The 10,976-nt window shown below is 67.3% G+C and carries 10 protein-coding genes; 6 read left to right on the forward strand and 4 right to left on the reverse strand.

The window, feature by feature from the left end; genetic code table 11:
* Nucleotides 1-126 precede the first annotated feature (126 nt).
* Nucleotides 127-1,653: an acetyl-CoA acetyltransferase gene (locus H7J86_RS20000; RefSeq protein WP_267292818.1), complete on the forward strand. Its 1,527-nt coding sequence runs from the start codon at nucleotides 127-129 to the stop codon at nucleotides 1,651-1,653.
* Between the two features lie 104 nt (nucleotides 1,654-1,757).
* Here H7J86_RS20000 and H7J86_RS20005 read toward each other — a convergent pair whose 3' ends face one another.
* Nucleotides 1,758-2,069: a hypothetical protein gene (locus H7J86_RS20005; protein ID WP_267292819.1), complete on the reverse strand. Its 312-nt coding sequence runs from the start codon at nucleotides 2,067-2,069 to the stop codon at nucleotides 1,758-1,760.
* Between the two features lie 127 nt (nucleotides 2,070-2,196).
* Nucleotides 2,197-3,045: an LLM class F420-dependent oxidoreductase gene (locus H7J86_RS20010; RefSeq protein ID WP_267292821.1), complete on the reverse strand. Its 849-nt coding sequence runs from the start codon at nucleotides 3,043-3,045 to the stop codon at nucleotides 2,197-2,199.
* A 113-nt stretch (nucleotides 3,046-3,158) separates the two neighbouring features.
* Here H7J86_RS20010 and sfnG point away from each other — a divergent pair, with 113 nt between their 5' ends.
* The 5 genes from sfnG to purH all read left to right on the forward strand — a co-directional run bounded on the left by sfnG (nucleotide 3,159) and on the right by purH (nucleotide 8,856).
* On the forward strand, nucleotides 3,159-4,289 hold the full coding sequence (gene sfnG / locus H7J86_RS20015; protein ID WP_187096840.1) for a dimethylsulfone monooxygenase SfnG: 1,131 nt from the start codon (nucleotides 3,159-3,161) through the stop codon (nucleotides 4,287-4,289).
* A gap of 59 nt (nucleotides 4,290-4,348) precedes the next feature.
* Nucleotides 4,349-5,200, forward strand: coding sequence for a DUF5336 domain-containing protein (locus H7J86_RS20020; protein ID WP_267292823.1), 852 nt, complete (start codon nucleotides 4,349-4,351; stop codon nucleotides 5,198-5,200).
* Between the two features lie 72 nt (nucleotides 5,201-5,272).
* Complete coding sequence (locus H7J86_RS20025; protein ID WP_267292825.1) at nucleotides 5,273-6,628, forward strand: cell division protein PerM; 1,356 nt, start codon at nucleotides 5,273-5,275, stop codon at nucleotides 6,626-6,628.
* Between the two features lie 10 nt (nucleotides 6,629-6,638).
* A complete protein-coding gene (purN, locus tag H7J86_RS20030; RefSeq protein ID WP_267292827.1) occupies nucleotides 6,639-7,271 on the forward strand; it encodes a phosphoribosylglycinamide formyltransferase in 633 nt (210 codons plus the stop codon).
* 7 nt (nucleotides 7,272-7,278) lie between these two features.
* Complete coding sequence (gene purH / locus H7J86_RS20035; protein ID WP_170847133.1) at nucleotides 7,279-8,856, forward strand: bifunctional phosphoribosylaminoimidazolecarboxamide formyltransferase/IMP cyclohydrolase; 1,578 nt, start codon at nucleotides 7,279-7,281, stop codon at nucleotides 8,854-8,856.
* A gap of 20 nt (nucleotides 8,857-8,876) precedes the next feature.
* Here the strand turns inward: purH and H7J86_RS20040 are convergent, their stop codons facing one another.
* Nucleotides 8,877-9,755, reverse strand: coding sequence for an endonuclease domain-containing protein (locus H7J86_RS20040; RefSeq protein WP_267292829.1), 879 nt, complete (start codon nucleotides 9,753-9,755; stop codon nucleotides 8,877-8,879).
* A 150-nt stretch (nucleotides 9,756-9,905) separates the two neighbouring features.
* Nucleotides 9,906-10,919 (reverse strand): alpha/beta hydrolase, encoded by a 1,014-nt coding sequence (locus H7J86_RS20045; protein WP_187096834.1) that lies wholly within the window; start codon nucleotides 10,917-10,919, stop codon nucleotides 9,906-9,908.
* Between the last annotated feature and the right edge of the window lie 57 nt (nucleotides 10,920-10,976).

Raw genomic sequence — 10,976 nt, forward strand, 5'->3', positions numbered from 1 at the left:
TTTGTTGTACACCAAATCGGTCGTACGTCAAATCGAGCCATTGGTGCGGCATGAGCGGCCCGGAAAGTGGAACACCCTCCTGATATCCATTAGCCTGGCGAATTAACACGTGTCAGGAGAATCGTCATGGTCGATCCACGCACCCCCGTCATCGTCGGCGTAGGGCAGTTCACCGAACGCCTCGGCGATTCCGGATACCGCGGGATGTCCTCGGTCGACCTGGCCGCCGCGGCCGCGCAGGCTGCGTTGCAGAACACCGATGCCGACCCCGCGACCGTCGCCGCGGCCATCGACGTCATCGCCGGAACCCGCCAGTTCGAGATCTCCGGGCGCACACCGGCGCCGCTGGGCAAGTCGGACAACTACCCACGCTCGGTCGCGGCCCGGATCGGCGCCGGCCCGGCCCGCGCCGTCCTTGAGGTCATCGGCGGCCAGAGCCCGCAGCACCTGATCACCGAGTTCGCCGCCGCCATCGCCGCCGGCGAGGCAGATGTGGTCCTGGTGATGGGATCCGAGAACACCTCCAGTCTCCGGTATTTCGCCGACCGCGAGGACAAGCCCGACCATTCCGAGGTCATCGGCGGGCAACTGGAAGATCGCGGCTATGGCTATGACGGCATCTTCGACGAGTACACGGTCACACACGGCCTGATCGGTGCCCCGGTGCAGTACGGGCTGCTGGAGAACGCGCGGCGGGCCCGGCTGGGTCTGTCGGTCGCGGACTACCGGCAGGCGATGGCCGAACTGTTCGCGCCGTTCTCCAAAGTCGCCGCCAAGAACCCGTATTCGTCGGCGCCGACGGAACGTTCGGTGGACGAACTGGCCACTGTCACGGCCGCCAACCGGATGATCTGCGACCCTTATCCGCGGCTGATGGTGGCGCGCGACCAGGTGAACCAGGGGGCTGCGGCACTGCTCATGTCGGTCGGCTCGGCACGCGAACTCGGTGTGCCCGAAGACAAATGGGTGTACTTGCGCGGGCACGCCGATATGAAAGAGCAGAAGCTGCTCGAGCGGGCCGACCTGGGCGCCAGCCCTGCCTCGATTCTCGCGGTGCACGAGGCGCTGCGGGTGGCCGGTATCGGTATCGACGACATCGCGGCCTTCGACCTCTACAGCTGCTTCGCGTTCCCCGTGTTCAACATCTGCGACGGCGTGGGCCTGTCCACCGAAGACGAGCGTGGCCTGACGCTGACGGGCGGGCTGCCCTTCTTCGGCGGCCCCGGCAACAACTACTCACTGCACGGTATCGCCGAGGCGGTCAATGAAATGCGGGATACACCAGGGCGGTTCGCGCTGGTGGGCGCCAACGGCGGCATCGCGAGCAAGTACTCGGTCGGGATCTACTCCACCGAACCGGCCGACTGGGTGGCCGATCGCAGCGCCGACCTGCAGGCCGAGGTCGCCGCGTTCCCGGCCGTCGCCGTCACCGAACAGGCCGACGGGGCCGCGAGCATCGAGACCTATACGGTGCGCTACGACTGGACGCCGCACACCGGCATCATCGTCGGTCGCCTGGACGCCGACGGCTCTCGATTCCTGGCCACCACCACGGATGAGGCGCTGGTGGCGCTGCTGTCCGAGGGTGAGCCCCTCGGCGCCCGGATCTCGGTGCGACCGACCGAGAAGGGCAACCGCGCAACGCTGGCTTGAGGCCGCACGGGTGCCAGCAAACTCGAGCCGGGGGGCAGGCTGTTACCGCCGGCGCACAGCTGGTGGGTGGCGGCCGAATTCCATTCCCGCTGATCCGAATTCGCTCAGCTGAGCAGGAAACGCTCAGTCAACGCGGCCAGCAGTCGTCGAGCCTCGTCGACGCGAGCGTGCTGGCGGGACAAGCCATCCGGGCGTTTGGCGTCTGTCGGGTGGCTGCGCATCCACTTCTCCTCGGCGGCGATGGCATAAGCGCTGAGTTCGGCGATCTCGGCCTCCAGCAGCGCCGCGAACAGGCGCGCCTGGGCGGCATCGGCCGTGCCGGGATGCGACCTCCGGGCGGCCACGAGCACCGGCCGGGTGGGGACACTGACCTTGTACCCGTACTCGTATTCGTCCGGGAGCGGGGCGACTGACATGCGAGCATCGTTGGGCCTCAACCAGTGAACATCCTGTGAGTCCGGCCATGCCCCGGTCGATTGATGTTCACTCGGAGGCCACCGAAAAGTCGGCGCAGGGTTACCTTCCGGCCGCCTCCAGCAACCTCTAGACGAGGGCGGCGAGCTTGCCTGCGAGGCGCTCGACGTAGGCGCCGACTTCGGCCTCGGGCTTGTCGGGCAGGCCGAACAGCACCTCGGTGACGCCGAGGTCGCGCCAGCGCGCCAGTTTCTCGGCGTCCGGCTTGAAGTCGAGCGCGACGATCTGGGGTGCCCCGTCGCGTCCGGCGGCGGCCCAGGTGTCCTGCAGCAGCTTCACCGGCGCGTCGATGTCGAAGTCGCGCGGCGTGGTGATCCAGCCGTCGGCCGACTTCGCGATCCACCTGAAGTTCTTCTCGTTGCCCGCGGCGCCGACCAGCACCGGGATGTGTGACTGCATCGGCTTGGGCCACGCCCAGCTAGGTCCGAAGTTGACGAACTCGCCGTCGTACTCGGCTTCTTCCTGCGTCCACAGCGCACGCATCGCCTCCAGGTACTCACGCAGCATCGTCCGACGCCGGCCCGGCGGCACCTTGTGGTCGGCGAGTTCATCTGTGTTCCAGCCGAATCCGACGCCCAGGCTGACGCGTCCGCCGGACAGGTGGTCCAGCGTGGCGATCGACTTGGCCAGCGTGATCGGATCGTGTTCGACCGGCAGGGCCACCGCGGTGGACAGGCGCACCCGCTCGGTCACCGCCGCCACCCCGCCGAGGGAGACCCATGGATCCAGGGTGCGCATGTAGCGGTCGTCGGGCAGGGACTCGTCGCCGGTGGTCGGGTGCGCGGCTTCCCGCTTGATCGGGATATGGGTGTGTTCGGGCACGTAGAAGGTGGTGAAACCGTGATCATCGGCGAGTTTGCCCGCAGCCGCCGGGGTGATGCCGCGGTCACTGGTGAAGAGTACGAGCCCATAGTCCATGGCAAGAATTAGAACGTGTTCTAGTCTGCCAGCGCAAGCGTGGGGTGGATTCTTAGGTTCACGCAGATCGTTACCCGTGACGTCCTGGTCGCAGCGGGATGGAATCACACGCCATGACCACTGAACGGATTGCCGATCACATCAAGTTCGCCTATTGGGTGCCCAATGTCAGCGGTGGTTTGGTGACCAGCGATATCGAGCAGCGCACCGACTGGAACTACGAGTACAACAAGAAGCTGGCTCAGACCGCGGAGAACAACGGGTTCGAGTACGCGCTGTCGCAGGTGCGCTACGAGGCCAGCTATGGCGCGGAGTACCAGCACGAGTCGACGAGTTTCAGCCTGGCGTTGTTGTTGGCCACCGAGCGGTTGAAAGTGATCGCGGCGGTGCATCCGGGGCTGTGGCAGCCGGCGGTGCTGGCCAAGCTGGGTGCCACGGCCGATCACCTCTCGAACGGGCGGTTCGCCGTCAACGTCGTCTCCGGCTGGTTCAAGGACGAGTTCACCCATCTGGGTGAGCCGTGGCTGGAGCACGATGAGCGCTACCGGCGCAGCGCGGAGTTCCTGCAGGTGCTGCGCAAGATCTGGACCGAGGATGATGTCGATTTCCGTGGCGACTTCTACCGCATCCACGACTTCACCCTGAAGCCCAAACCGCTCAACACCCCCGAGCGTCCGAATCCGGAACTGTTCCAGGGCGGCAACTCCACTGCCGCGCGGCGCAACGGCGGCTACTACGCGGACTGGTACTTCTCCAACGGTAAGGACTACCAGGGCCTCACCGAGCAGGTGGTCGAGGTGCGCGATCATGCCCGCGAGGCTGGGCGGGAGGTGAAGTTCGGCCTGAACGGGTTCATCATCGCCCGCGATACCGAGAAGGAGGCGCGCGAGACGCTGCGCGAGATCATCGCCAAGGCCAACAAGCCGGCGGTGGAAGGGTTCCGCGGGGCGGTGCAGCAGGCCGGCAACTCGACCGGCGACAAGAAGGGTATGTGGGCCGATTCGTCGTTCGAGGATCTCGTTCAGTACAACGACGGGTTCCGCACCCAGCTGATCGGAACGCCCGAGCAGATCGCCGAGCGGATCGCCGAGTACCGCAAACGCGGTGCCGATCTGATTCTCGGCGGTTTCCTCCACTTCCAGGAGGAGATCGAGTACTTCGGCAAGCACGTGCTGCCCCTGGTCCGCGAAATCGAGGCATCCGAACAGGGCGCAATCGATGCTCCGGTGCTCGTATCGGCTTAGGGTCGCTCACACCTGGGTGCGCTAGCGTGGGTGGTCGAGATCGCTGACACAGGAGAGTCATGACTTACCCACCCGGTAGTCCCGGATATCCGCCCGCCCAGCAGAGCAGCCAGTACGGTGCTCCGACCCAGCAGTACGGAAGGGTCGCCGAGCCGGCCGGGCCGTCCAAGCTGCCGGTTTACCTGTTCGCCGCGGTCACCGTGCTCGGACTGGCGACCTACGCGTTCAACTTCGGGCCGCTGCTGACCATCAAGAGTTCGGACTTCCCGCAGTTCGGCAGCGCCAGCGGAAGCACCATCGGCATCGGCCTGGCCGTCGCCGCCTCGGTGCTCGCCGGCCTGATCGCCGCCGTGGGTCTGCTGCCCAAACAGAAGGTGTCCACCGGAGTGGTGGCGGCCATCGCGCTGCTGTCGTTCCTGCTGGTGCTCGGCGAGGTGATCAATGCGCCGCAGGGCGTGTCGATCGGCTGGGCGTTGTACCTGGTGATCATCAGCACCGTGCTGCAGGCCGGCGCCGCCATCGCGGCGCTGCTGCTGGAGTCCGGGGTCATCGCCGCGCCGGAACCGCGCCCGCGTTACGAGCAGTCCTACGGCCAGTACGGCGCGCCGTACTACGGTCAGCCGGGTCAGCCCGGTCAGCCTTATGGTGCGCCTCAGGCGCCGCCGCAGCAGGGCCGGCCCGGCTACGCGCCGCCGGCGCAGTACGGCGGTTACCAGCAGGGGTCGAACACCGGTGGCTTCTCCGCCGTCCCCGCACCCGGCCCGCAGAGCGGACCGCCGACCCCGCCCACCGGGTTTCCTGCGTTCGGCCAGCCCCAGCCCGCCGGCTCGTCCGAACCGACCACCGCGGTCCCGACGCAGCAGCAACCCCCGGCCGCGTCCTCACAGCAAGCCGGGCCGCCGCCGTCGTAGTCTGGGCGTCGCGCGCCCGAGCAATGTGGACACGGCGTGCGTAGGCCCAGTGCACGAGGAGCGACCCAGCTAGTGGAGAACCGATCAGTCGGCACCCGGCAGGCGCGTGACCTGCTCCGGGTCGCCTTCGGTCCGTCGGTCGTCGCCCTCGGGATCATCGCCGCGGTGACGCTGCTGCAGTTGCTCATCGCCAACAGCGATATGACGGGCGCCTTCGGTGCCATCGCCAGCATGTGGCTGGGGGTGCACCAGGTGCCGGTGTCCATCGGCGGCCGCGAGCTCGGTGTCATGCCGTTGCTGCCGGTGTTGCTGATGGTCTGGGGTACCGCGCGCACCACCGCGGCCGCCTCGGCCCGGGCGTCGTGGTTCGTCATCCGCTGGGTGGTGGCCTCCGCGCTGGGCGGTCCGCTGCTGATCGCGGCGCTGTCCCTGGCAGTGATCCACGACGCGTCCTCGGTGCTGACCGAACTGCAGACGCCGAGTGCGGGGCGTGCCTTCGCCGGTGTGCTCGTGGTGCATGCCATCGGTGCGGCCATCGGCGTCCTGCTCACCGGGAAGGTGCAGACCGTTCCCTGGATCCCGCGTTGGGTGTCCGATGCGCTGCGCGCCGCCGGCGCCGGGGTCCTGGCGCTGCTCGGGTTGTCCGGTGTGGTCGCGGTCGGATCGCTGGTGGTGCACTGGGGCACCATGCACGACCTGTTCGGGATCACCGACTCGATGTTCGGCCAGTTCAGTCTGGCTCTGCTCTCGATGCTCTATATCCCCAATGTCATCGTCGGTACCGCGGCGGTGGCGGTCGGGTCGACCGCACATGTCGGGCTGGCCAGCTTCAGCTCGTTCGTCGTGCTGGGGGGTGACATTCCGGCGGTGCCCGTACTGGCGGCCGTCCCGACGCCACCGCTGGGACCGATCTGGGTCGCCCTGCTGATCGTCGCCGCGGTCTCGGCGGTGGCACTCGGCCAACAGTGTGCGCGGCGTCCGTTGCCGTTGCCGACGGCCGCCGCGAAGCTGGTGGTGGCGGCCGGACTCGCCGCAGCGGTGATGGCGCTGCTCGGCTACGCCGGCGGCGGCCGGCTGGGCAACTTCGGCGAGGTCGGGGTGGACCAGGTCACCTTCGGGCCCGCGGTGTTCCTGTGGTTCTTCTCGATCGGCGGTCTGACCGTCGCGATGGCCGGCGGTCTGGCGCGTCGGCCGAAACCGGTCACACCCGTCGCGGTGCCCGAACCGGAACCTGAACTCGACGCCGATGACGACGCCATCACCGATGTGGTCGTGCTCGGCGAGCCGATCGACGCCGAGGTGGTCGGGGCCGTCGAGTCGGTCGAGGTGGCGGACGAGCCGCCGCTGGATGCGCCACTGCTGGATCCTGAAGAGCACTTCCTCACCGACGGGGATCCGGTCGAAAAGCCCCGCGAGCAGGCCGACTAGGCTGCTGGGCGTGCAGCCCACGCTTCGAGTGCCCCCGACTGCACCGTCGCGGCTGGTGGTACTGGCCTCGGGGACGGGTTCCCTGTTGGAATCGCTGCTGGCCGCCGCAGCCACTGACTTTCCGGGTGCGGTGGTCGCGGTGGGCACCGACCGGCAGTGCCACGCCCTGGAGATCGCCGCCGGTGCCGGGGTGCCGTCGTTCACCGTGCGGTTGGGTGACCATGCCGACCGGGCCGACTGGGACGCTGCGCTGACCGAAGCGGTCGCCGGCCACGAGCCGGACCTCGTCGTCAGCGCGGGATTCATGAAAATTCTTGGGCCCGAGTTTATTTCGCGATTCTCTGGCCGTGTGGTCAACACCCATCCGGCCCTGCTGCCGTCTTTTCCCGGCGCGCAGGGCGTGGCCGAGGCACTGGCCTACGGCGTGCGGGTGACGGGCGCCACGGTGCACCTCGTGGATGCCGGAATGGACACCGGGCCGATTCTGGCGCAGGAAGCGGTGCCCGTGCTCGATGATGACAACGTAGAGACTTTGCACGAACGCATCAAGGTGGTCGAACGTCGACTGCTGGTGGACGTGCTCGCCGCGGTGGCTACCCGCGGCCTCACCTGGAACGGGCGAAAGGCGACCTTCGGATGTTGAGGAGACTGTGGTGACCGATGAAGGACGCAGGCCGATCCGGCGCGCGTTGATCAGCGTGTACGACAAGACCGGTCTGGGGGCGCTGGCCCGCGGCCTGCACGAGGCGGGTGTGAGCATCGTCTCCACCGGCTCGACCGCGAAAACGATTGCCGAGGCCGGGGTTCCGGTGACACCGGTCGAGGACATCACCGGGTTTCCCGAGGTGCTCGACGGCCGGGTGAAGACCCTGCACCCGAGGGTGCACGCCGGGCTGCTCGCGGATCTGCGCAAGTCCGAACACGAGACGGCGCTGGCGGACCTGGGCATCGCCCCGTTCGAACTCGTCGTGGTCAACCTGTACCCGTTCAGCGAGACGGTGTCCTCCGGCGCCGGACCGGATGAGTGCGTGGAACAGATCGACATCGGCGGCCCGTCCATGGTGCGTGCGGCCGCCAAGAACCACCCCAGCGTGGCCGTGGTCGTCGACCCGCTCGGCTACGAGGGCCTGCTGGTTGCGGTGCGTGGCGGCGGATTCACTCTCGCCGAGCGAAAGCGGCTGGCGTCGTTGGCGTTCCGGCACACCGCCGAGTACGACGTGGCGGTGGCCAGCTGGATGGGTTCGGTGCTCTCACCGGAAGCGGGCGCAGCGCCGGATGCTCCGCCGCAATGGGTCGGTGCGACCTGGCGGCGTGCCGCGGTACTGCGCTATGGCGAGAACCCGCACCAGGGTGCGGCGCTGTACCGCAACGACGCGGGCTGGCCGGGCCTGGCGCAGGCCGAGCAACTGCACGGCAAGGAGATGTCGTACAACAACTACACCGATGCCGATGCCGCGTGGCGGGCCGCGTTCGACCACGAGCAGACCTGTGTGGCCATCATCAAGCACGCCAATCCGTGCGGGATCGCGGTCTCGTCGGTCTCGGTGGCCGACGCGCACCGCAAAGCCCATGAGTGCGACCCGCTTTCGGCCTTCGGTGGCGTGATCGCGACCAACACCACCGTCAGCGTGGAGATGGCGCAGACGGTGGCCGACATCTTCACCGAGGTGATCGTCGCCCCGGCCTATGAGCCCGGTGCGGTGGAAGTGCTGTCGGGCAAGAAGAACATCCGCATCCTGGTGGCGTCCGAACCGCAGGAGTCCAGCGTCGAATTCCGTCAGATCAGCGGCGGGCTGCTGCTGCAGGAACGCGACGTGCTGGACGCCGAAGGTGACAACCCGGCCAACTGGACGCTGGCGACCGGCACGCCCGCCGATCCCGCGACACTGGCAGATCTGGTGTTCGCATGGCGCGCCTGCCGTGCGGTGAAATCGAACGCCATCGTGGTCGCATCCAACGGCGCCACCGTGGGCGTCGGTATGGGACAGGTCAACCGAGTGGACGCCGCCCGGCTGGCGGTCGAGCGGGGCGGTGACCGGGTCAAGGGCGCCGTCGCCGCGTCCGACGCCTTCTTCCCGTTCCCAGACGGGCTGGAGACGCTGACCAACGCGGGCGTGAAAGCGATTGTGCATCCCGGTGGTTCGGTGCGTGACGACGTCGTGACCGAGGCCGCGGCCAAGGCCGGCATCACCTTGTACCTGACCGGGGCACGGCACTTCGCGCACTAGTACTACGGCCGATTGGCCAGTTATTGCACACCAGATCCGAGAATGCGTGCAATAACTGGCCAGTCGGCGCCCGCTTCCGCGAGCGCTGCGCACGTTCGCGCCAGGATGACGCGCTGGCGGTAGCGCAGGATCTGTGCGCTGACGCGAATAATCCGCCACCCGAGAGCCGCCAGATCGGCCAACCGGTCGATGTCACGGGCATGCTGTGCCGGGTCCTTCCAGTGCTGCTCGCCGTCGTACTCGACGCCGACTTTCACTTCCTCCCACCCCATGTCGATTCGGTAGCGCGCAACCACGATCTGTGTCGTGGGTCGCGGCAACCCAGCGTCGGTGAGTACCAGGCGAGTTCTGGTTTCCTGCGGGGATTCGGCACCGCCATCGACGAGGTCGAGCACTTTGCGTAGCTGGACCATGCCGCGTAGCCCAGGGTGGCACCCGAGGAGAGGCTGTATGTCGCTGACTCGCAGCCCGGTCGATTGGGCGAGCGCGTCGATGCGTATCACGGCGCGGGTGCGGCCAGGTCGACGTCCGAGATCGAATGCCGTACGAGCAGGCGTGGTCGCCGGGATGCCCGATGCGGAGCCGATCTCCCACGGCAGAAGTGTGTCGCGGTGGATGAGGATTCCACTTACGGGTTTTCCGTTGGTCCGGTACAACTCGGCGGGCTCGGTGGCGTCGACCCATCGCGTGCCATAAAGTGCCGCCGCCGACAGTCCTGCGGCGATTGCCTTTCGGCCGGACCACAGCCAGGCGGCCTCAGCGCGGGTTGCGGCAGTCAGCTCGGTTTGTACAGGCAGATAGACATTTCGGTACACCGGACGATATTTCCCGCGAAGCCCTCGCCGGGTAGCGGTGCCGGCTGTCAATGCCTCAGTGCCGAGAATGGGACGTGTCGTCATGACGCCACGGTGTCGGTGCGGGCAGACAAATCTCCGGCGTCGGCCCGCCACAACGTCCGGGCTGTGGATGGATCCTCAGGTGTGGATAACCCGTTGGCCAGTTATGACCCGCGAAAGTCGAGAACGCGTGTCACAACTGGCCATTCGACGCTAGGACACCGCCTCGTCGCGAGCCGGCATCGTCACGTACTCCACGAACGACGCAATCTCCTCGACCGCCCGTCGCGCGTCCGGGTTCACGTCGAACGACAACTGGAACATGTGCATGGCCTTGTCCCACACCTGAACCCAGACCGGGACACCGTCGGCGCGCAGCCGGTCGGCGAGCGTGAAGGTGTCATTGCGCAGCATCTCGTTGGTGCCGATCTGCAACAGGAAGGGGCCCAGGCCGCTCATGTTCGCCTCCGACGGCATGACCGGCACCGGCCGCGTGCCGTTCACGGTGGCGAATACGTCGTAGATGAACTTGACGGTCATGAACGGGAACAGCACGTCCATGTGTTCCTTGAGGGCCTCGTACTTCAGCTGCATATCGGCCGATGTCAGGGCTGACAGCAGCACCTGACCTGCGGGTACCGGCAGACCGGCGTCCCGCACCGCGAGCGCGGTGTCGGCCGCCATCAAACCGCCGGCCGAATCACCGGCGAACACCACCTGATCGGGGGAAAAACCCAGCGCGAGTACATGCCGGTAGGCGTCCAACCCGTCTTCGACGGCCTCGTCGATGCTGGCCTGTGGGGCAAGCCGGTAGCCGACGTTGAACACCTGCGCGCCGGTGGCCTCCGACAGCTTGGAGGCGAACCGCCGGTGCGAGTTGAGCCCCAGGGTGACCAGGGCCGACCCGTGGAAGTAGACGATGACACGATCGGAGTCCCGCGCGTTCGGGGCGACGAGCCACTCGGCAGTGCAGTGCGGCAGGGCCTCTTTGGTCACCGCCGTACCGGGCAGGGGCCGAATGACGCGCAGCGGCCGGTCGATGACATCGAGGTGCGCCCGTTGCAGCCCGGCCGGCCATACCTTGTTGAAGATCAGGCCGATGATGGTGAGTGCCCCGAGCACCGGGCGGACGAAGATTGCGGTCAGCAAACCGAGGAGCTTGGATTGCCTGGATGCCGGGCCGAACTGCACGGTATCCGGCCGATCACGCCATTCGAGCAAATTCACGGTACCCATGGTACCGGGTACCTCGTCGGTGGAAATCACAGGTGGCCATGCCGCTGC

It is taken from the genome of Mycobacterium hackensackense, from assembly GCF_025822555.1.
Classification (GTDB): domain Bacteria; phylum Actinomycetota; class Actinomycetes; order Mycobacteriales; family Mycobacteriaceae; genus Mycobacterium; species Mycobacterium fluoranthenivorans.

What these genes read in the sequence shown, in the direction of transcription:
- H7J86_RS20000 (WP_267292818.1), top strand. Translation starts at nt 127, where the DNA reads ATGGTCGATCCACGCACCCCCGTCATCGTCGGCGTAGGGCAGTTCACC.
- H7J86_RS20005 (WP_267292819.1), bottom strand. Translation starts at nt 2,069, where the DNA reads ATGTCAGTCGCCCCGCTCCCGGACGAATACGAGTACGGGTACAAGGTC.
- H7J86_RS20010 (WP_267292821.1), bottom strand. Translation starts at nt 3,045, where the DNA reads ATGGACTATGGGCTCGTACTCTTCACCAGTGACCGCGGCATCACCCCG.
- sfnG (WP_187096840.1), top strand. Translation starts at nt 3,159, where the DNA reads ATGACCACTGAACGGATTGCCGATCACATCAAGTTCGCCTATTGGGTG.
- H7J86_RS20020 (WP_267292823.1), top strand. Translation starts at nt 4,349, where the DNA reads ATGACTTACCCACCCGGTAGTCCCGGATATCCGCCCGCCCAGCAGAGC.
- H7J86_RS20040 (WP_267292829.1), bottom strand. Translation starts at nt 9,755, where the DNA reads ATGACGACACGTCCCATTCTCGGCACTGAGGCATTGACAGCCGGCACC.